Below are 20,275 nucleotides of genomic sequence, written 5' to 3' on the forward strand. Positions count from 1 at the left end.
CTGCCACTACGGTCCTGACCCGGCACGACAGTGGGGTGGCAGGCCAACGAGCAGGTTTCCCGTTAGGTAAGGGACCCTCAGGTAGTTGGGGCCGCTGGTGCCGTAGAACTTGTTGATGTCACGCGCGCCCGACCGCTCCTTGGCCACGAGCGTCCCCGCGGTGATCATCGACTTGCCGGTCAGCCTGGCGGCCTCCAGCGTGCGGGCGCGCAGCAGTCTGGCCATCGGGTCGTCACCGTGCTCGTCCAGCGCCGCCTCCAGGCAGGAGCGCACCAGCGCGGCGGCGCGCTCGGCGGGCAGCGCGCCGAAGGCGATCGAGGCGGCGGCCAGGTGGAGGGTGATCGTGACGAACACGTCGGCCAGGGCGTGCGGGTCGTCGGTCAGCATCCGCTCGTCGGCGAAGGCGGGCGGCTCGATCCCCGCGGCGGCCAGCCTGGCGGGCGAGGCCAGCAGGCCGTCGTTGTCCTTGACCAGGAGCTTCAGCTGGTCGCGTCCGGTCAGGACGAGCGCGAGGTTCTGCTGGTGGGCCTCCAGCGCCACGCCGTACCTGACGAACAGCCGCACGTTCCAGCGCAGCAGCGTCCGCAGGTAGCGGGTGACCAGGCCCTCCACGTCGCCCAGCTCGGCCCGCACCTCGGGGACGCTCAGCGCCGCGACGGGGATGATCCGTCCCTCGGGCAGGCGGCGCAGCATCCAGCCGAGGTACTCGTCCCCGGCGTGCGCGTAGGTCTGCTCGTCGGCGAGCAGGATGTCGGGGTCGGCCAGCCTGCGCAGCAGCAGCTCGGCGGCGGCGCCGTCGGCGAGCGTGGCGGGTTTGATCGAGCGGCGGTTGCGGCGCCCGAGCGTGCTGGTGGGCAGCGGCAGCTTCAGCTGGGTGCGCGCGTCGAGCTGCACCGTGCGCATCGAGAGCGTCGGCCTGACCGTCAGCCGCGGCCCCTGCTCGACCTGGACCCCTTCGAGCTGCGGCAGCGTCAGCGGATGCACGGGGAAGAGACCCTCGGGCCCCCAGTGCGTGGCCGCCCCCCGCACCCGCTCGGCGGGGACACGGACCCACCGCAGGTCGAAGGAGGGCGCGAACTCGGGCGCGTAGGCGAGCAGCTCCTCGTCCGACAGCCCGGCGCGGGCCCTGGCCGTGGGATAGATCGGATGGTCGACGAGGGCGGCCAGCGACTCGTAGTCGGCCAGCTCGCGGCCCCTGATCAGCGGCCTGTGCTCGTCGAGCAGTTCGAGGGCGTGCAGCGCCTCGACGCACTCGTCGAAGAAGGCGGCCACGCCGTCGGAGTCCTCGGGGTCGGCGATCTCCTGCAGGGTGTTGAGCGCCTGCTCCAGGCCGAGCAGCTCGCCCTCGGCCACCACGAAGTCCTGGAAGAGCTGGCCCGGTGCCAGCCGTACCCGCCTGCCGTCGGCCAGCAGCAGGGCCACGCCCTCCTTGCTCCTGGTCACCCGCTTGGACAGGTCTCCGTAGTCCTCCCTCAGCAGCGCGTCGAGGACCCTCTTGGCGAGGTACGGCTCGCGCGGCCTCATGCGATCACCCACGGATGCCGCGCCTGGAAGGCGGTCACGGCCCGCCGGACGCCCTCGGCTGAGGGCCCGACGGCTCTGATCACGCCGAGATAGTCGCGGTTGGTGTGAGTCAGCTCCACCCTGTCACCCACCTTCCTGAGCGGCCTGTGCCACAACCCGTCGCCCTCGACCTGGGGCGGCGCCTCGGTGATCACGCCTGAGCGGTCGGCGACGACGCTCACCGCGCACCCGTGCCCCGACGTGGCGGGTGGCTCGGGCACGGGCTCGCCCATGTGGACCCTGAGGATCCACTCGAACAGCGGCACTCCCAGGATGTCGGCGAGCAGGAAGTCGCAGTGATCGCCGATCGCCCGGTAGTTCACCTCGATGATCCTCGGCCCCTTGTCCGTGACCACGTACTCGGTGTGGCAGGCGCCGAACCCCACACCCAGCGCCTCCAGTGCGCGCAGGACGTGCTCGTCCGCGCTCGGCGCCCAGTCGAGGCGCTCCTCCACGAAGTGCGGCAGCGGCCCGAGCGTGGTCGCGAAACCGCCGAGCACGCGTGTCGTCTCGCCGTCGCCAAGCGTCTCCATGGTGCGCAGCGGGCCCTCCAGGTACTCCTCCACGACGAGCGGCAGGTCGCGCATCCCCGCGACCGCCCGCTCCAGGTCGCGCTCGACCAGCGTCACGTTCTCGCTGGCCACCCCTTCGCGCGGCTTGACCACCACCGGGTACGGCACGTCGGCGGGCACGGGGTCGCCGGGGGCCAGCCGTACCGACCAGACCCGCTCGACGCCCGCCTCCGCCAGCCTCCTGCGGGTCAGGGACTTGTTCTTGGCCGCGAGGCAGGCCCGCCAGTCCTTGCCGGGCAGCCCGAAGTACTCCGCCGCCAGCGCGGTCTCGACCTGCAGGTGGTCGGAGTTGGAGAAGATCGCGTCGGGCCTCTGGTGGTGGGCGATCGTGTCGATGACCGCGCGCGGATCCCACACGTCGCACCCGATGGCGTCGGGGTGCTGCTCGGGCCGGTCGCTCAGGATGGTGACCTCACAGCCCAGCGCCCGGGCAGCGGGCAGGAAACCGTCGGTCACCGAGTCGGTCGGCTTGGCAGCGGTCAGGTAGAGCCGCAACGCGTGACACCCCCGGATCAGGTAAGGCTAACCTAACTCGGCAGATCCTAGCGTGGTAGAGATCATCATGCGGCACGGACAGCGTAATCACCCTGAATGAGAGTCTTCTCATCTTCCCCTCATCGTGGGCTCCCTGCCGACCGTCAGGCTGGCGGCCATGAGCCGTAAGACCTCGCTCGCCCTGGCCCTCGTCGCGCTCGCCCTCGCCGTGCTGGCCGCCCTCGTGGTCGGCGCCGTCAGCAACGCCGAGCCCGACCTGGGCGACGCGATCGTGGTCACCCCGCGCTCCACACCGACACCCTCGGCCAGTCCGACACCCTCGCCCGCCTCGTCCCCGGTGATGACGCGGACAGAGCGCGCGGAACCCGTCAAACCACCTCCTCCGAGCAGAGGCGGGGACGACGACAATGAAGACGATGACGACGACTGAGCAGGTGGAATGAGCGCACGAGCCCGCATCGTGGGCTGGATGCTGGTGGTGGTCGGCCTGGCCCTGGGGGTCTCCCTCTTCTCGGTCTGGACGGTGCTCCAGGCCAGGGTGGACGACAGGGTCCACGCCGAGCTCGACAACGAGGCCGACAAGCTGCGCCAGTACGTCAAGGGCCGCCCCGAGCGCGACGTCGCCGCCCTGCTCACCAGGTACCTGGAGGTCAGCGTCCCCGACAGGTGGGAGACGTTCTTCACCATCGTCGACGGCCGCGCCGACCTGCGCACCGGCCTGGTCCGCCCGATCATCGACACCGACGACAAGCTGGTCGGACGGCTCGCCGCGGCCACCGAACCGACCGTCGACTGGGCGGAGACCTCGGCGGGCACCGTCCGCTACGCCGTCATCCCCGTCCGCGTCGAAGGCGACCGTTCGCGCGGACACTTCGTCGCCGCCATCTTCTACGACCGCCACCGCGAGGAGGTGGCCGACGCCGTCGGCGTGCTCGGCGCGGCCTCGCTGGCCGCCCTCGCGATCGCGGGCGCCGCCGGCTGGGTGGTCGCAGGCCGGGTGCTCGCCCCCGTCAGGCTGGTACGGCAGGCCGCCGAGCGCATCGGCGACTCCTCCGACCTCACGAGGCGGCTCGACGTGACGGGCAACGACGACGTGGCCGCCCTCGCCCGGACCTTCAACCACATGCTCGACCGCCTCGAACGGGCCTTCGCCGTCCAGCGGGAGTTCGTCGACGACGCGGGGCACGAGCTGCGCACCCCGATCACCGTCATCCGCGGCCACCTCGACCTCATGGGCGACGACCCCGACGACAGGGCGGAGACCCTCGCCCTGGTCACCGACGAGCTGGCCCGCATGAACAGGATCGTCGACGACCTGCTCACCCTGGCCAAGGCGGAGCAGCCCGGATTCCTCGCCCTCGGGGAGGTCGAGATAGCCGACCTGACCGTCAGCGTGATCGCCAAGGCCAGGGCGCTCGGCGAGCGCGCGTGGCGGGTGGAGGAGGTCGCCGACGCGCGCGTCGTCGCCGACCGCCAGCGGCTGACGCAGGCGCTCATGCAGCTGGCCGCCAACGCCGTACGGCACACAGGGGAAGGCGACCTGGTCGCCTCGGGCTCGGCGGTCGTGGACGGCGCGATCAGGCTCTGGGTGCGCGACGGAGGACCGGGCGTGCGGCCTGAGGACAGGGAGCGGATCTTCCAGCGGTTCGTCCGCGCGGGCAGCCGCTCCCACGAGGGGGCCGGGCTCGGCCTCGCGATCGTCCGCTCCATCGCCGAGGCACACGGCGGCCGCGCATGGGCCGAGGACGGCTCCCGTTTCCTGATCGAACTCCCCTTCCGGGAGGCGCCCGCATGAACCGCATCCTGATCGCCGAGGACGAGCACCGCATCGCCGCGTTCCTGGAGAAGGGCCTGCGGGTCCACGGGTTCGTCACGACGGTGGTGGCCGACGGCGAGAGCGCCTACGACCACGCCCGCAGCGGCTCCTTCGACCTGATGGTGCTCGACATCGGGCTGCCGCTCAGCGACGGGTTCACCGTGCTGCGACGCCTTCGCGAGGCCAGGGTCTCGCTGCCCGTCATCATCCTGACCGCCCGCGACAGCGTCGCCGACACCGTGGCGGGGCTGGAGGGCGGCGCCGACGACTACATCCGCAAGCCCTTCGCTTTCGAGGAACTGCTGGCCAGGGTGCGGCTGCGGCTGCGCGCCGACAGGGTGCCCGAGGTGACCGTGCTGAGGGCGGGACAGCTCTCCCTCGACCTGCGCAGCCGCAGGGCCTACGTCGCGGGGGAGCCCGTGGAGCTGTCGGCCAAGGAGTTCGCCCTCGCGGAGGTCTTCTTCCGCCACCCCGACCAGGTGCTGACCCGGCAGCAGCTGCTCAGCCACGTGTGGGGGTTCGACTTCGACCCCGGTTCCAACGTCGTCGACGTCTACGTCCGCTACCTCCGTCGCAAGATCGGCGCCGAGCACATCGAGACGCTGCGCGGTGCGGGGTACCGCCTGCGGGCGGGATGAGAGCGCTCTAACGGCCGGCTCATGGAGGGGCCACCGGGGGTTCGGAAGCTGGAGTCAGCCGCGCAGGAGACGCGGAACAGGACACCAGGAGTTGGACATGGACCTCAGGCGGATCCTCCTCGCCATCACTGTGACGTGCGGGCTCGGCGCCGGGGGAGCGGCACTGAACGCCGCTCCCGCCCAGGCCGTTCCCGGCGCCGCCCCCACCGCCGTCACGGCCGCCGACGACGACGGGGACGACGACGGGGACGACGACTGGGACGACGACGACCGGGACGACAGGGACGACGACCGCGACGACAGGGGTGACCGCGGCTCTCGCGGTGACGACGACCGCGTCCCTCGGGGCGGCGTCGAGACCGGCGAGGGCGCCCTTCAGGACGACGACGATGACGACCACCCCAGCGGCGGGGTCGACACCGGAGCCGGTGGCACGTCGGCACAGCGGAACACCACGCAGGCCGCGGACCCTGTCAGGCTGCGCATCCCCTCGATCGGCCTGACCACCAAGATCATCGGTCTCGAGCTGGACCGCTCGGGCAAGCTCATCGCCCCCAAGCGCTACGACCTCACCGGATGGAACGTCGCGGGACCCGAGCCAGGCGAGCGCGGCGCGGCCGTGATCGCCGGTCACGTCGACTCCCGCACCGGCCCCGCCGTCTTCCACGGCCTGCGCGGCCTGAAGCCCGGCGCGAGGATCCACGTGGACAGGAAGGACGGCAGCACGGTCACCTTCCAGGTGCGCAGGCTCGCCGGCTACCCCAAGTCCCGCATCCCCCACAAGCAGGTGTACGGCTCGACCGGCCGCCCCGAGCTCCGGCTCATCACCTGCGCGGGCACCTACGACCAGAAGCGGCGAAGCTATCGCGACAACCTCGTGATCTTCGCCTCCTGACCGCAGGGGCCCCTGGTGATCACTCACCAGGGGCCCCTGTGTCTCGTTAGGGGTAAGGGAGCGTCATAGGATGACATCCTGTTTCGGGGAGGAAAGTGCGCGTGGAGACGACGGCGGAAGAGCAACTCCTGGGGCCCCTGCTCCTCGCGCGAGGAACGATCGACAGATCGGCCCTGCTGCGAGGCGACTCCGGATGGCTGGCCCGCGCATGGGCGAACCCCTCCAGCAGAGTCCTGCTCGTCCACCAGGGGCGCACGCTGGTCAGGCGCACAGGCGAACAGGTCGACGCGGTCCTCTCCACCACGGCCGACGCCCCCGAGGGCGAGCGCTTCCTGCTCGGCGTCGAGGACGACGTCGCCTACTTCGCGGTCGCCGCGCCCCTTCCCGGCTTCGCCGACGCCGACGTCAACGGCAGGGTCGTCGCGCCGCTCGGCCTGCGCGACACCCCCGAGGGCGAGCCGTTCCCCGCAGGACTGCGCGAAGTTGGAGCGCTCCTGGGAGACCGCGACGCGGGCCTGCTGGTCTACGCCGTCGCACTGGAGGCCTGGCACACCACGCACGAATACTGCCCGCGCTGCGGCAGCCGTACGAAGGTCGAGGCCGGTGGCCACATTCGCGTCTGCCCCGAGGACAACAGCCAGCACTTCCCGAGGGTGGACCCCGCGGTCATCATGCTGGTGCGCGACGAGCGCGACCGCTGCCTGCTCGCCAGAGGCCCTCAGTGGCCCGAGGGGCGGCTGTCGATCCTGGCCGGGTTCGTGGAGCCGGGGGAGTCGCTGGAGCACGCCGTGATCCGCGAGGTGGCCGAGGAGGTGGGCGTGAACGTCATCAACCCCCGCTACCTCGGCAGCCAGCCGTGGCCCTTTCCGCGCAGCCTCATGCTCGGCTTCTTCGCCGAGGCCACCTCGACCGAGATCACCCGTGATCCCGAGGAGATCGCCGAGGCCCGCTGGTTCACCCGCGCCGAGCTGCTGGCCGCTCTCCGCAGCGGCGAGGTACGGCTGCCGCCGCCCGTCTCCATCGCCCGCCGCCTGATCGAGACCTGGTACGGCGACCACCTCACCGGCGACTGGTAGACCCGCCGAACGGTTTTCCCATCGACCGCGCGTCGCCGCAACCGCAGGCGGCCCGGGTCGCGAATATGCAGGTGATGGACACCGTCATCGTGCTCTTCACCAGGGACCTTCGCGTCCACGACCACCCGGCCCTCGCGGCCGCCTGCGCGCGGGCCCGCCAGGTGCTGCCGCTGTTCGTGCTCGACCCCGCGGTGCCCGCGGGGCGGCGCGGGCCCTTCCTGCTCGACTGCCTGGAGGACCTGCGCGCCTCTCTCCGGGCCCGCGGCGGCGACCTGCTGGTCCGGCGGGGCGACGTGGTCGAGGAGACCATGCGCCTGGCCTCCGAGACCTCCGCGACGGCCGTCTACGCCAGCGCCGACGTCAGCTCGCTGGCCAGGAGGCGCCAGGAGCGCTTCGGAGCCGAGCGGATCGAGTTCCGCCGCTTCCCCGGCCTGACGGTCATCCCGCCCGACCTGCTGCGTCCCGCCGGAGGCGGCGACCACTACCGCGTGTTCACGCCCTACTGGCGAGCGTGGTCCTTCGCGCCCCGCCGCCAGATGGAGGAGCCCCCACCCGTCGTCCCCACCCCGCGCGGCCTGGACCCGGGCGTCATCCCGCCGCACGAGCCGTACGGCACGCGGGGTGGAGAGAGCGCGGCGAGGGAGCGGATGAGCGGCTGGATGCGGCTCTGCCTGGACGGCTACGCCGAAGGCCACGACGACCTGGCGGGCGACCGTACCTCCAGGCTCAGCCCCTACCTGCGGTTCGGCTGCCTGTCGCCGCTGGAGCTGGCGGGCTGCGGCAACGACGACTACGTCAGGCAGCTGTGCTGGCGCGACTTCCACTACCAGGTCGCCTTCGCCTTCCCCGCACTCAACCGGCGCGACTACCGGCCGAGGGAGATCACCTGGCGCGAGGACGAGGACGCCGCGCAGGCGTGGCGCGAGGGCATGACGGGGGTGCCGATCGTCGACGCGGGCATGCGCCAGCTCCTGGCCGAGGGCTGGATGCACAACAGGGCCCGGATGATCACGGCGTCCTACCTGGTCAGGCAGCTGCGCGTGGACTGGCGCGTGGGCGCCGCCCACTTCTTCGAGCTGCTGCTCGACGGCGACGTGGCCAACAACAGCGGCAACTGGCAGTGGATCGCAGGCACGGGCAACGACACCAGGCCCAACAGGTCGTTCAACCCGCTGCGGCAGGCCAGACGCTTCGACCCGGACGGCGAGTACGTCCGCCGGTACGTTCCCGAGCTGGCGGGGCTACCCGGCGGGCTCGTGCACGAGCCCTGGCGGCTGCCCACCCCGGTGCGGGGCTATCCCACGCCGCTCACCCGGCAGTGAGAAAGGACCCCTCCGGAGGGAGGGGTCCCGACGCCGTCGGCTCACACGCCCGTCGGCTCACACGCCGGCGGCGAGGCGGGCCTTGACCTCACGCACAGAAGGGTTGGTCACCGCGGTGCCGTCGGGGAAGAGCACCGTGGGCACGGTCTGGTTGCCGTTGTTGACGCTCATCACGAACTCCGCGGCCGCGGGGTTCCGCTCGATGTCGACCTCGTCGTAGGAGATGCCCTCGCGAGTGAGCTGGCTCTTGAGCCGCTTGCAGGGGCCGCACCAGGTGGTGGAGTAGACAGTGAGCGCCATAGGGGAATCCTTCCGGGTTCAGAGGAGGGCCGGTTGGTGCAACAACCGGCCCCGCTCCGGTAATCCCGTCGTCAGGAGAGCTGCTCCTGGATCCAGCTCTGCACCCGATCGGCCACCCCGAGCTGGCGATACAGCGGCGCGCTGTGCGAGATGCCGGGCTCGGTGAAGACCGTCATCTTCACCCCGACCTGACCCAGCATGTCCTTCAGCAGCAGGCTCTGCGTGACGGGTACGAACTCGTCGTCGGAGTGCACCGTCAGCATCGGCGCGTCCCTCTTGCTGGCGTGCCACGGCACCTCCATGCTCGCCCACACGCGCGAGCACTTGCCCTTGGGCTCGCACCCGCCCGCCAGCTTGATCGCGGCGTCGCGCAGCTTGACGCGGTTGGGGTCGGTGGAGGCCGCCCCGTCGGTGTAGGCGCGCAGCGGTGAGATCACGGGCGAGACGCCCACGACGCCCTTGAGCCCCGGCAGCGCGCCGTCGCCGTACGTGCCGACGGCGGCGGCGATGTGGCCGCCCGCCGAGAAGCCGACGACGACGTAGTTGGTGGGGTCGAAGTTCCAGCGGTCGGCGTGCCTGCGGGCGGTGGCGATGGCGTCGAAGGCGTCGGTGCGCTGCGCGGGCCAGGCCGCCTCGCCTGACAGGCGGTAGTTGAGGTTGAAGACCGTGTAGCCGAGCTCGACGTAGCTTTTGGTGACCTCGGTCATGTACTTCTTGTCGCCGCTGGACCACCAGCCGCCGTGGATGAGGAAGACGGCGGGGTGCTTGCTGTAGTCGGGCGTCCACCAGACGTCCATGGCCTGGCTGCGACTGGGGCCGTAGGAGATGGTCTCCATCGCGGTGTTGCCCAGCGCGTCGCCGTAGGAGGGTGCCGGGTCCTTGGACGCGAGCGCCGTACCCGGAACTAACGAGACGGCAGCGAGAACACCCGCAATTACCGCAGCTCGCACGGGCCTTCCTTTCCCCCCATGTTTCGGTCGGGCCCCATTGTGGGGGAATGACCTACTTTTCGCATCTCGGCGATGATGAAACAGGTGTCGGCGGCATGTTGCCAGAATGGACCTGCCCCCCGCCACCTGCTGCGAGGATGTTGATGTGATGACAGGCGATGACGTTCTGGACGGGCTCGACCCGGAGCAGCGCGCGGTGGCCGAGGCCGTGCGCGGCCCGGTCTGCGTGCTGGCGGGCGCGGGCACGGGCAAGACCAGAGCGATCACCCATCGCATCGCCCACGCCGTCCGCACGGGCGTGGTCGACGCCCAGGGCGTGCTCGCCGTGACCTTCACCACACGCGCGGCGGGAGAGCTGCGGCAGCGGCTGCGTCAGCTCGGCACACCCGGCGTGCAGGCGCGTACCTTCCACGCCGCCGCCCTGCGCCAGCTGACCTACTTCTGGCCCAAGGTGATCGGCGGATCGGCGCCCTCGGTGATCGAGTCGAAGCTGCCGCTGCTGATCGAGGCGTGCCGCCTGATCAGGAAGAACCCCGACAGGTCCGAGCTGCGCGACATCGCCGCCGAGATCGAGTGGGCCAAGGTCACCCAGATCGGTCACGAGGACTACATCGCCGCCGCCGCCAAGGCCCACCGCGCGCCGCCCGTGCCCGCCGAGGAGGTCGCCCGCCTCTACGAGGCCTACGAGCAGCTGCGCCGCGAGCGTCACCTGGTCGACTTCGAGACGATCCTCGAGCTGACCGCCGCCGTGATGACCGAGCACCCCGACGTGGCCACGCAGATCCGCCAGCAGTACCGCTACTTCGTCGTGGACGAGTACCAGGACGTCAACCCGCTGCAGAAGCTGCTGCTCGACACCTGGCTCGGGGGGCGCGACGACCTGTGCGTGGTCGGCGACCCCAACCAGACGATCTACTCCTTCACCGGTGCCACTCCCCGCTACCTCACCGGCTTCTCCGTCGAGTACCCGAACGCCTCGGTGATCAAGCTGGTCCGCGACTACCGCTCCACCCCCGAGGTCGTCAGCCTGGCCAACCTCGTCATCGCCAAGGGCAGGAGCCCGCACCGCCTCGAACTCCTCGCCCAGCGCCCCGAGGGCCCCGCGCCCGTCTTCGCTGAGTACGACGACGAGCCGGCCGAGGCCGCGGGGGTCGCCCGCGCGATCAGGAAGCTGATGGACAAGGGCGTCGCCCCTCGCGAGATCGCCGTCCTGTTCAGGGTCAACGCCCAGTCCGAGGCCTACGAGGAGGCCCTCGCCAAGGCCGAGATCCCCTACCTGGTGCGCGGCGCCGACCGCTTCTTCGAGCGCCCGGAGGTGCGGCGCGCGGTCGTCCTGCTGCGCGGCGCGGCCCGCTCCGCCTCGGGCGAACCGCTGGCGCAGGAGGTTCACAACGTCCTCGGCGGTATCGGCCTCACCCCCGTCCCTCCGGGCGGCGGCAAGGCCCGCGAGACGTGGGAGTCGCTCAAGGCGCTGGGCGACCTCGCCGAGGACATGGCGATCGAGGGCGCCGACCTGCCCGCGTTCGTGGCGGAGCTGGAGCGCCGCGCCAGTGAGCAGCACGCCCCTCCTGTCGAGGGCGTCACGCTCGCCTCGCTCCACGCCGCCAAGGGCCTGGAGTGGGACGCCGTCTTCCTCGTCGGACTCACCGACGGCATGATGCCGATCATCTACGCCGAGACGCCCGAGCAGGTCGAGGAGGAGCGTCGCCTGCTCTACGTCGGCATCACCCGCGCGAGGGAGCACCTCGGCCTCTCGTGGGCGCTGGCGCGCGCGCCCGGCGGACGCAAGGGCCGCCGCCCCTCCCGCTTCCTCGACGGCCTCACGGGACGCCCGGCCAGGTCGATCGCCTCGCCCTCGGCGCAGAGCGCGTCCTCCCGCAGGCCCGTCGCGACCCCCGTCCACTGCAGGGTGTGCGGTAAGACGCTGGCCGCGGCGGCGGAGCAGAAGCTGGGCCGCTGCTCGACCTGCCCTGCCGACTACGACGAGGCGCTGCTGGAGGCGCTGAAGGTCTGGAGGGCCGCCACGGCGAAGGAGGCGAAGGTGCCGCCTTACGTGGTGTTCACGGACGTCACGCTGCAGGCGATCGCGGAGCGCGCGCCGCAGAGCGAGCAGGAGCTGCTGTCGATCGCGGGCATCGGCAAGGTCAAACTCGACCGCTACGGCTCCGCCGTCCTCGCCCTCTGCCGCGCCACCTGACACCCTCCTCCCGTCTCCTTGCCGGCGCGCGGTCTTCTCCCTTGTCCGGCAAGCCTCCTCCCGTCCGGCCAACCTTCTCTCTCCCGTCCGGCAGGCGTTCTCTCTCCCGTCCGGCGGGCCTCCTCTCTCTCCTGTACGGCAAGCCGGTCTGGCGCCTCCGCAGTCACCGGTTCCCGCCCACCGAAGGCGCCCGCCCAGCGGGACTCCGGTCCCCGCCGTCACGCCACCGCACCACCGACAACCCATTCCCTCCGCCCCGATCACCCCACTCACCGGCCCGCCACCCACGCGAGCGCCAGCCACTGAGCCAAGGGCCCACCACCCGGGTCCACCCGCCCCCGTGTTCGCGCTCGCCCTCGATATCTCGCGTCTCGGCCGTGCCGGCAACGCCCGTCACCACAATCCGCACGCCAGAAGGCGGAAGCGCCGCCCCGGTGATGGTTCGGGCACGGGGCCCGTCACACTAGGTTTGGATGGCTTTCGCCGTAGAAGGGGACCCCGCCGTGAACGAAGCGCTCAAGGAGCTGCTCGACCTGCTCGACCTGGAGCAGATCGAGCTCGACATCTTCCGCGGGCGCAGCCCCGAAGAGCGCATCCAACGGGTCTTCGGCGGCCAGGTCGCCGCCCAGGCGCTCGTCGCCGCGGGCCGTACCGTCCCAGAGGGACGTGACGTGCACTCCCTGCACGCCTACTTCATCCGCCCAGGAGACCCGACCATCCCGATCGTCTACAACGTCGAGCGGCTCAGGGACGGACGCTCCTTCACCACCCGCAGGGTGGTCGCCGTGCAGCACGGCAAGGCGATATTCACGATGTCGGCCTCCTTCCACATCTTCGAGGAGGGCGTCCACCACCAGGCCGCGGTCATGCCGCAGGTGGCGGCCCCCGAGACGCTGCCGACCTTCCAGTCACGGATGCTCGAGCTGGTGGGCGACGACTCCGACTGGAAGGACTGGCTCTCGCGCCCCCGTCCGGTCGACGCCCGTTACGTCTCCCCTCTGACGTGGGAGGCCTACAAGGACCCGTCGCTGCGCACGGCCGAGAACAACGTCTGGTTCCGCTACGACGCCGAGCTGCCCGACGACCGTCTCCTCCACGTCGTGCTGGCCGCCTACGCCTCTGACTACACCCTCGTCGACACCGTGCTGCTCGCCCACGGACTCGCATGGGGCGCCTCGAACGTCACCGGAGCCTCGCTCGACCACGCCATGTGGTTCCACCGCCCCTTCAGGGCCGACGACTGGTTGCTCTATGCTCAGGAGTCGCCCTGGTCGGGGGGCGCGCGCGGTCTGGCCCGCGGGCAGATGTTCACCCCGTCGGGTGAGCTGGCGGTGTCCGTGGTTCAGGAGTGCATGATCCGCGTGGCGAAGTCGTAAAACTGCAGGTAGAAAATATGTTGCCCCTTCCCGGCTTCCCGGTTTAGGGTCATGGTCAAGCAAGTCGGACGGTCCTGTCCGACGATCTCAGGATGGAGGTGAGCCCAGTGAGGAACCTGACGGAAATGTCGGCCACGCAGTGGCTCGCTTCCGCATGCCGTAACTCGGTCAGGCTCGTCGATGGGCCGGCCAAGCTTCGGCAGGAGAAGTCTGCCCGCAGCCTGCTCGCCTCGCGCACTCGCGTCGGCTTGCACGCAGGCTTCGGCGCAGCCGCTGCCCAGGGCGCCCCCGTCTATGGCGCGGGCGTCGACGTGCCGACCCAGCAGATCACCAAGGGTGGACTGCGCGGTCCGCAACCCTGGAGGGATGAACCGGTCATAACCTGACCGGCACAATCAGCCTCCAGGCCGCGGATCCGCAGACAGGATCCGCGGCCTTCTTGTTTGTCCGTGATCCCCCAGACACCCACGAGGTATCAAGAACAAGATCAACCAGAAGGAGAAGCAGATGGGGGCCAAGACGATCATGGACCTGATCGACGAAGCCGAAATCCCCTGTCGTACCGATCCCGACCTGTGGTTCGCCGAGTCGCCCGAGGACGTCGAGTTCGCCAAGACGCTCTGTGGTGGCTGCCCGATCCAGAAGGCCTGCCTGGCCCGCGCGCTCGAGCGCGAGGAGCCGTGGGGCGTCTGGGGCGGCGAACTGATCCTCAGGGGGACCGTCGTTCCCCGTAAGAGGCCTCGCGGGCGTCCCCGCAAGCACCCGGTCGCTGCCTGACTCTCACACCCACCGCACGGACAGAAAGACGAGCAAGCACATGAACTTCAGCACTGGTAGGAGCTTCGAGATGCCGTTTATGCACCAAGAACTGGTTAACGACCGAATACAAACCTTCCATCGGGAGGCGGAGGAGTATCGCATGGTGTCCCGCCTGAGGCGCGTACAGCGCGCTCGGCGCGACGTCCAGCGAGCCAACGACCGGCTCCGCCGGGCGCTCCTCTCCCAGGGATAGGTCCTGAGATCCTGCCGCCGGCGGAGGATCTCACGGTCTGACCTTCGATAGAACGGCCGGGTGCACCAGCACCCGGCCGTTTCTCATGCCCTGGATGCGCGCTCAAGATCATTTCTCTTGACCTGGGAGAAGAGGTCGGCTACCCAAGATCACCCGCGAGGTGATCGTCGGCCGTGGTTCACCTGCTGCTTCGGGGGAGGGTGCTGGCGGGGACCGGCACGGTGGACAGGCCCTGGGTGGGCCGGAAGGCGCGGGCCTGGGCGGAGGCGCGGCGGGCGGCGGCGCGGGAATCGGCGAGGCCCGCGGAGCGCCAGACCTCCCATGGGCTGTAGGAGGGCCCGCCGATGGCGTCGGAGGCTATCAGGCCACTGATACGGCTGATGTCCGAGGAGGCGACGAGGTCGAGGCCGACGCGCTGGAGGATGGCCAGGGACATGCGGGCGCCGAGCACGCCCGCGCCGTCGGGGGTGCGGGTGGGCAAGGGGCAGTGGAAGACGTCGGTGGTGCCGTGGTCCGGGCGGCCGACGTTCTCGGCGGCGATCCAGCTGAGCTCCTGGGAGATCGCGGTGGCCTCGGCGCGCAGCCACCCCAGTTCCTCCAGATCGGCGGGCGAGATCCACACGCGACCGTAGATATCGGCGAAGTGCGGGCTGCGGGCCAGGCTGGCGAAGCCGGGATCGGACCAGATGGACAGGCAGTCGTTCCAGCCCAGGTCGACCGCGGCTCGGAAGTGCTCTATCCCGCCCGGCACGTCGCCGAGCCTGCCGTGGAGGTCGGCGAGCATCGCGTGGATCATCGCGAGCCCCCAGCGCGGCCCCCGCCGCCACGCCTCCGGCAGCAGCGCCGTCAACGCCTGCCGTCCCCGCGCCATGTCCCCGTAGACGATCGGCTGGCAGGCCGCGTACAACTCGTTGAACCCGACTTCCATCGCCACCTCAAAACCACCTGAGCACCACGATGACGGATCTTGAATAGCACATGCACCGCCCGCCACGACAGCCGAGAAGCCGGAGGCAAGGAGTGGGCTCAGGCAGCCGGAGGTTTCGGGGGTTTCGGAACCCACCTACACGCGCGGTCGGGGGCGAGAGTGGTTTTGCGAGCCTGGACAGCGGCCTGAGCGGGTCCGGGAGGAACTGCTCGAGCACCTGCGCGAGGAGAGGATCGAACGGGAGGCGCTGGCCGATGATCGACGGTTGCCTCGCCGAGACCGGCCCCGCGATCACTGGCCACACCCCGACCGCACGCCGAAAAGCCTCAGGAAGCGCTGCGGTACAGGTCCCGTCTCTCGGGCAACTGCTCGAGGCCGGCCGACTGGTAGGTGGCGACGGCGCCGACGTTGGAGCTCGGCGTGACCACGTCCACGCTGGACGAACCCAGCTCCTGGAGCGCGCGCGCCGCGGCGACTGTGATCGCTTTGCCGTAACCGTGACGGCGGTGTGCCCGGTGCACGCCCATCGGCTCGATCAGCCCGGGCTTGCCTTCACCCGCCGACCACACCGTCACGGCCGCCACCGCCTCGCCCTGCTCGTTGCGAGCGAGCAGGCACCGTGCGTCGACGTACGGCACACCTGCCGCCATCGCGTGCCAGAGCTCGTCGGTGAACGTGGACCCGTCGAACGACGCCCGCAGGACCGCCGCCCACTCGTGCGCCTGTTCCGGCCCGATCACCTCGACGCGTACGCCGGGATCCGGCACGGGCGCGCCGAGGTCGCGCCGAAGTGGTGTCCACGGCTCGTCGCTCTCCCAGCCGTCCTTGAACAGCAGGTCCTGGACGAGCGCACCCATCGGCGACTCGACGTACGCCTTGCCCTCGAGCAGCACGCCACGCTCAGGTGTCGACACGTCCTCGACCACCTGTTGCGCCAACTCCTCGTCCCGCAACGCCTCCGGCGCGAACGCCAACCGCAGCAACTCCGCACCATCCAGCAGCCCGACCGCCAGAACCTCCCCCGCCCGACTCCAGGTCCGGGTAGCCTCCGCCGTCCGCTCCGCACCGAACCGCCAGAACCACCCCACATCCCCCGGATGCAACTGCACGGGCGCTCCGTCGTACTGCCACTCGCCCAACGCCCGCACCACGTCGCCGAGCCCGTCGACTCCCGGCCTACCCATCTCGATCGCCATTCCCCGATCACACACCACCCCACCGACCCTCCGCACCCGATTTTCGCGCGGGAGTCAGTGATCGGCATCGCGGTGATCATGTAGGCACCCCGCCACTGACCTGCCCGAACGCGTTCGTCTGCGGCTGGTGACACGTGCCTTAACGGCACCCCTACTTGTGGTGCACGATCTGGATCAGGTTGCCGCAGGTGTCGTCCAGGACCGCGGTGGTGACCGGGCCCATCTCCAGCGGCTCCTGGGTGAAGAGGACCCCGAGCTCGCGCAGCCGGTCGAACTCCGCGACCACGTCGTCCACGGCGAAGGAGGTGGCCGGGATGCCGTCCTCGACCAGCGCCTCCTTGTACGGCTTCACGGCGGGATGGCCGGAGGGCTCCAGGAGCAGTTCGGTTCCGTCGGGGTCTTCCGGTGAGACCACGGTGAGCCAACGGTCCTCGCCCACCGGGACGTCGGTCTTCTTCACGAAGCCGAGCACGTCGGTGTAGAAGCGCAGGGCCTTGTCCTGGTCATCGACGAAGACGCTCGACAGGTGGATCTTCATGGGGTGCCTCCTGTGTCGTGCTTGAGCCATCGGGTGATGATGCGCTCAAGGGGTTCGGTGTTCAGATCGTGGAACTTGTAGCGGCCCTGGCGCCGCGAACGGACCAGATCTGCGGATTCCAGCACGGCCAGATGCTGACTGATCGCCTGGCGGGACAGTCCAAGACCGTGCTTGGTCACCAGCCGCGTGCAGATCTCGAAGAGGGTCTGGCCGTCCCGTTCCACCAGCTCATCGAGGATGCGCCGACGGGTGGGGTCGGCCAGGGCCTTGAAGACATCCTCCGCCATGACCCTCACTATAGGCAAGTCACCACTTGCCTAACAAGAGGCAAGTGGTGACTTGCCTGTCGCGTCGAGCATCCTCGCGCTGTCCGAACCAGCCTGCTTGGAGGCGCTCCAAGCGCGGAGTACGGGTGGAGGTGGCTCATCGGAACGGTGAGGGTGACCCATGGGGACCAACGAACGCTCGTTGGCCGTAGGGCGCCGGACCGTCTCGCCGCGCGGAGGCTTTCGTTGACATCAAGCTGACTTGACGTTGCACAGTACGGCCATGAAGAGCTTCGAGATCGGCGTCATCCTGCCCGGAATCGCCGTCCAGCGCAGGGACGGCATCGACCTGCGAGCCGCAGCCCTGCACGCGGAGAACGCCGGGCTGGACGGGGTCTGGCACGGCGACCACCTGGCCGTCGGCGGGCCGACGCTGGACGCGCCGATCGCGCTGGCCATCGCCGCCGCGGCCACCACCCGCATCAGGATCGGCACCAGTGTGTTCGTCCCCGCGATCCGTCCCGTCGTCTGGGCGGCCAAGCAGATCGCGACCCTGCAGTACGTGTCCGGCGGCCGCCTCGTGCTCGGTGTGGGCTCGGGCGGCGGGCCCGCGCAGTGGGCCGCAGCGGGGGTGCCCTACGGCGAGCGGGGCCGCCGCACCGACACGGCCCTGGAGTTGCTTCCCCACCTGCTCACGGGCGAGGTGACGCGGCTGCGAGACGAAGAGGGGGAGCCGGCCGTCGAGCTGGCGCCTGCCGTGGCGATACCGCCGGTGTGGGTCGGCAACGCCTCCGGCGCGGCGATCCGGCGGGCCGCGCGGCTGGGCGACGGCTGGTTCCCTTCCCTGATCTCGCCCAGCGAGGTCGCCGAGGGCGGAAAGCATCTCGCCGAACTGGCCGCCCAACACGGACGGCCCGCTCCGGTCATCGCGATCGGAGGCGCCGCCGCTCTGGGGAGCGGGCCTGGGGTCCCGTCCAGGGCGGAGATCGCGGAGGGGATCAGCGGCGCGTACGGTCGCCCGCTGGAGGATGTCATCGAGATCCCTCTCACCGGCCAGCCAAAGGAGGTCGCCGAGAGGCTGGCCGTCTATCGCGAGGCCGGAGCCGAACACGCGATCATCGGAATCTCGGGCGGCGACTGGCGGGCCCAGGTCGACCTACTGGCGGAGGCCCGAAACCTGCTGCGTTGACTGTTGGGCCCGGTTGCGGCGTGCTCACCCATGGGACTCGTACGCCTGTCGCGTTGGCTGTTGGGCCCGACCACGACGTGCTCGTTGACGGGGCTCCCAGGTCTGTTGCGCTGACCGTCGAGCCCGCCACGACGCGCTCACCGAGGACTCGCACGGCTACGGGGGCGATCCGGTGTTCAGGCCGGCAGAGTCGCGGCGACCGCCGTGAGAGCGGCGTGGGCGTCGAAAAGGGGTTCGCCGTGACCGACGCAGGCGAGCTGCGCGTCCACCTCGGCGAGTCGGCGGAAGGAGCGGAGCATCTCCGCGCGGTCGAGGTTGAAGACGCCGGGCATGACCTGTCCGTCGACGTGCGCGACCGTGTCCCCGGTGAACAGCACGTCGAATCGCGGCAGGTGAAGGGCGATGCTGCCGTCGGTGTGGCCGGGCGTGTGGATCACCCGCGCGCCGCCGCCGAAGTCGATCACATCCCCGTCCTCCAACTCCCGGTCCACCCGGCATGGGGGCGCGGCGGGCAGGAGGTGGGCGCCGAGGTCACGGTGCAGAGCCCGCTCCTCGTCGGTGAAGTTCGGTGGAGGAGCCGGCTTGTCACCGCGGATCACCGGTGTCTCCAGCCGGTGGGCCAGTACGGTGACCTCTCCCCACCGGCTGATCTCGGCGGCCCCGCCGCTGTGGTCCTCATGGAAATGAGTGAGCACGACGTGCCTGACGTCGCTCTTGCTGAAGCCCAGCTCCTCTATCGCAGCCGCGATGTCCTTGCCGGAGGTGGCGATGCCGGTGTCGACGAGGGTGAGCCTGCCTGCGTCGTTCCAGAGGTACGCCTGGCCGAACTCCAGCAGTAGCAGGTGCAGCTCCGGACGAATTGCCGCGATCTTCATTCGGTCTCCCCTTCGGTGAGAGGCCAGCAAACCCGCAGTCGGCCGGTGGCGTCCAACAACGATCCGCAGCAGATTGACAACCAACGGTTTCCAATCAAGGCTCGGAGCGTGGAGGCGGACATCGAGGGCCTGCGCGCGTTCTTCGTCACTGCGGAGGAACTGCACTTCGGGCGGGCCGGCGCGAGGCTGTTCATCAGCCAGCAGGCGCTGTCGAAGCGGATTCGCCGGCTGGAGGAGGCGTTGGGGGTGCCGCTGTTCGAGCGGACCACCCGCGCCGTGGAGTTGACGGAGGCGGGGCGGCGGTTGCTGCCTCACGCGCATGAGGCGGTGTCCGCGTTCGACCGGGCGGTGCAGGCGGTGCGCTCTGCGGACGAGCCGTTGCGGGTGGACGTGTACGACGAGCGGTTCACACCGCTGCGGATGGTGCGCCAGGTGAGCGAGCGCGACTCTCGCGTCCAGATCGAGCTGAGCATGCGACAGGGACTGTCCGTGGCGTTGCCTGCCCTGCGCCGGCAGGAGATCGACGCCGCGTTCGGGCGGGTACACGACACGCCGGCCCCATGGCCCGCCGAGCTGGTGCACAGACTCGTGCATCTGGAGCAGCTGCACGCGTTCGTACCCGAAGATCATCGCCTGGCGGACAGGAGCGTGCTGCGGCCGGCCGACCTGCGCGAGGCAGGCATCGCGATGCCCGACCCGGCGGGCGCGACGGAATGGCGAGGCTACCTGACGCGGCTGGCCGAGCGGTTCGGCGTGCCGTTGCGATTCAACGCTCCGGCCATCGGCCAGCGGCATCTCGTGGAGCAGTTCCTGGCGGAGAAGGCGGCGGTGGGGCTGGGCGAGATGAGCATCGACGCGACCGGGAGCGGCCTTGTCCGCATCCCGATCGTCGAGCCGACGCCGCTGCTGCCGTGGTCGATCGTCTGGCACCGGCGCAATCCCCGGCCACTGCTGCGGGTGCTGCTGCGGCACCTGCGGTCACGCGCGCTTCCGGACCGGTCCGACCCTGCGGTATGGGTGCCTGAGATCGACCGGACTCCTCTGGTGCCCTGACAACCGCGGCGTGGGGAG

General features: G+C 70.4%; 21 protein-coding genes. 12 read left to right on the plus strand and 9 right to left on the minus strand.

All coding sequences use genetic code 11. The features are described 5' to 3' along the window. Window positions 1-6: 6 nt before the first annotated feature. The gene (locus ABFX55_RS42710) at window positions 7-1,524 is read right to left on the minus strand and encodes an IucA/IucC family protein (RefSeq protein ID WP_346129249.1); all 1,518 of its coding nucleotides are present in this window, start codon (window positions 1,522-1,524) and stop codon (window positions 7-9) included. Continuing rightward, window positions 1,521-2,630 carry an ATP-grasp domain-containing protein gene (locus ABFX55_RS42715; RefSeq protein ID WP_346129250.1) on the minus strand — a complete coding sequence of 370 codons (1,110 nt, stop codon included), beginning with the start codon at window positions 2,628-2,630 and terminating at the stop codon, window positions 1,521-1,523. Before ABFX55_RS42715 ends, ABFX55_RS42710 begins: the two co-directional genes overlap by 4 nt. A gap of 157 nt (window positions 2,631-2,787) precedes the next feature. Here ABFX55_RS42715 and ABFX55_RS42720 point away from each other — a divergent pair, with 157 nt between their 5' ends. The 6 genes from ABFX55_RS42720 to ABFX55_RS42745 all read left to right on the plus strand — a co-directional run bounded on the left by ABFX55_RS42720 (window position 2,788) and on the right by ABFX55_RS42745 (window position 8,377). Next, complete coding sequence (locus ABFX55_RS42720; protein WP_346129252.1) at window positions 2,788-3,060, plus strand: hypothetical protein; 273 nt, start codon at window positions 2,788-2,790, stop codon at window positions 3,058-3,060. 9 nt (window positions 3,061-3,069) lie between these two features. Continuing rightward, window positions 3,070-4,425, plus strand: a complete 1,356-nt coding sequence (locus ABFX55_RS42725) for a sensor histidine kinase (protein WP_346129253.1) — start codon at window positions 3,070-3,072, stop codon at window positions 4,423-4,425. Continuing rightward, window positions 4,422-5,084 (plus strand): response regulator transcription factor, encoded by a 663-nt coding sequence (locus ABFX55_RS42730; RefSeq protein ID WP_346129254.1) that lies wholly within the window; start codon window positions 4,422-4,424, stop codon window positions 5,082-5,084. The genes ABFX55_RS42725 and ABFX55_RS42730 overlap by 4 nt, the downstream gene beginning before the upstream one ends. Before the next feature lie 97 nt (window positions 5,085-5,181). Beyond that, entirely contained in the window at window positions 5,182-5,979 is a 798-nt protein-coding gene (locus ABFX55_RS42735; RefSeq protein WP_346129256.1) for a class F sortase, read from the plus strand. 101 nt (window positions 5,980-6,080) lie between these two features. Beyond that, window positions 6,081-7,055, plus strand: a complete 975-nt coding sequence (nudC, locus tag ABFX55_RS42740) for an NAD(+) diphosphatase (RefSeq protein ID WP_346129257.1) — start codon at window positions 6,081-6,083, stop codon at window positions 7,053-7,055. Between the two features lie 74 nt (window positions 7,056-7,129). Then, window positions 7,130-8,377, plus strand: coding sequence for a cryptochrome/photolyase family protein (locus tag ABFX55_RS42745; protein WP_346129259.1), 1,248 nt, complete (start codon window positions 7,130-7,132; stop codon window positions 8,375-8,377). A gap of 57 nt (window positions 8,378-8,434) precedes the next feature. On the opposite strand, the gene ABFX55_RS42750 is transcribed toward ABFX55_RS42745, so the two are convergent. Together ABFX55_RS42750 and ABFX55_RS42755 are read right to left on the minus strand one after the other, a co-directional pair. Then, entirely contained in the window at window positions 8,435-8,677 is a 243-nt protein-coding gene (locus tag ABFX55_RS42750) for a mycoredoxin (RefSeq protein WP_183655713.1), read from the minus strand. Between the two features lie 71 nt (window positions 8,678-8,748). After that, complete coding sequence (locus ABFX55_RS42755) at window positions 8,749-9,627, minus strand: alpha/beta hydrolase (protein WP_346129261.1); 879 nt, start codon at window positions 9,625-9,627, stop codon at window positions 8,749-8,751. Window positions 9,628-9,775: 148 nt separating this feature from the next. On the opposite strand from ABFX55_RS42755, the gene ABFX55_RS42760 reads away from it, so the two are divergent. The 4 genes from ABFX55_RS42760 to ABFX55_RS42775 all read left to right on the plus strand — a co-directional run bounded on the left by ABFX55_RS42760 (window position 9,776) and on the right by ABFX55_RS42775 (window position 13,977). Then, a complete protein-coding gene (locus ABFX55_RS42760) occupies window positions 9,776-11,824 on the plus strand; it encodes an ATP-dependent DNA helicase UvrD2 (protein WP_346129263.1) in 2,049 nt (682 codons plus the stop codon). A gap of 503 nt (window positions 11,825-12,327) precedes the next feature. Then, on the plus strand, window positions 12,328-13,200 hold the full coding sequence (locus ABFX55_RS42765) for an acyl-CoA thioesterase (protein WP_346129264.1): 873 nt from the start codon (window positions 12,328-12,330) through the stop codon (window positions 13,198-13,200). A gap of 107 nt (window positions 13,201-13,307) precedes the next feature. After that, window positions 13,308-13,586 carry a hypothetical protein gene (locus tag ABFX55_RS42770; RefSeq protein ID WP_346129266.1) on the plus strand — a complete coding sequence of 93 codons (279 nt, stop codon included), beginning with the start codon at window positions 13,308-13,310 and terminating at the stop codon, window positions 13,584-13,586. A gap of 121 nt (window positions 13,587-13,707) precedes the next feature. Further along, a complete protein-coding gene (locus ABFX55_RS42775) occupies window positions 13,708-13,977 on the plus strand; it encodes a WhiB family transcriptional regulator (RefSeq protein WP_183655721.1) in 270 nt (89 codons plus the stop codon). Between the two features lie 413 nt (window positions 13,978-14,390). On the opposite strand, the gene ABFX55_RS42780 is transcribed toward ABFX55_RS42775, so the two are convergent. From ABFX55_RS42780 to ABFX55_RS42795, 4 genes are all read right to left on the minus strand, one after another. Next, window positions 14,391-15,140: a hypothetical protein gene (locus ABFX55_RS42780; RefSeq protein WP_346129268.1), complete on the minus strand. Its 750-nt coding sequence runs from the start codon at window positions 15,138-15,140 to the stop codon at window positions 14,391-14,393. A gap of 326 nt (window positions 15,141-15,466) precedes the next feature. After that, window positions 15,467-16,336, minus strand: a complete 870-nt coding sequence (locus ABFX55_RS42785; protein ID WP_346129269.1) for a GNAT family N-acetyltransferase — start codon at window positions 16,334-16,336, stop codon at window positions 15,467-15,469. A 151-nt stretch (window positions 16,337-16,487) separates the two neighbouring features. Further along, a complete protein-coding gene (locus tag ABFX55_RS42790; protein WP_346129270.1) occupies window positions 16,488-16,874 on the minus strand; it encodes a VOC family protein in 387 nt (128 codons plus the stop codon). After that, complete coding sequence (locus ABFX55_RS42795; protein WP_346129272.1) at window positions 16,871-17,161, minus strand: ArsR/SmtB family transcription factor; 291 nt, start codon at window positions 17,159-17,161, stop codon at window positions 16,871-16,873. The genes ABFX55_RS42790 and ABFX55_RS42795 overlap by 4 nt, the downstream gene beginning before the upstream one ends. A gap of 262 nt (window positions 17,162-17,423) precedes the next feature. Here ABFX55_RS42795 and ABFX55_RS42800 point away from each other — a divergent pair, with 262 nt between their 5' ends. Continuing rightward, a complete protein-coding gene (locus ABFX55_RS42800) occupies window positions 17,424-18,329 on the plus strand; it encodes an LLM class flavin-dependent oxidoreductase (RefSeq protein WP_346129273.1) in 906 nt (301 codons plus the stop codon). Window positions 18,330-18,505: 176 nt separating this feature from the next. Here the strand turns inward: ABFX55_RS42800 and ABFX55_RS42805 are convergent, their stop codons facing one another. Beyond that, on the minus strand, window positions 18,506-19,204 hold the full coding sequence (locus ABFX55_RS42805) for an MBL fold metallo-hydrolase (protein WP_346129274.1): 699 nt from the start codon (window positions 19,202-19,204) through the stop codon (window positions 18,506-18,508). Window positions 19,205-19,249: 45 nt separating this feature from the next. On the opposite strand from ABFX55_RS42805, the gene ABFX55_RS42810 reads away from it, so the two are divergent. Continuing rightward, entirely contained in the window at window positions 19,250-20,257 is a 1,008-nt protein-coding gene (locus ABFX55_RS42810) for a LysR family transcriptional regulator (RefSeq protein WP_346129276.1), read from the plus strand. The last annotated feature ends 18 nt before the right edge of the window (window positions 20,258-20,275 follow it).

It is taken from the genome of Nonomuraea roseola, from assembly GCF_039535395.1.
Lineage (GTDB): Bacteria > Actinomycetota > Actinomycetes > Streptosporangiales > Streptosporangiaceae > Nonomuraea > Nonomuraea roseola.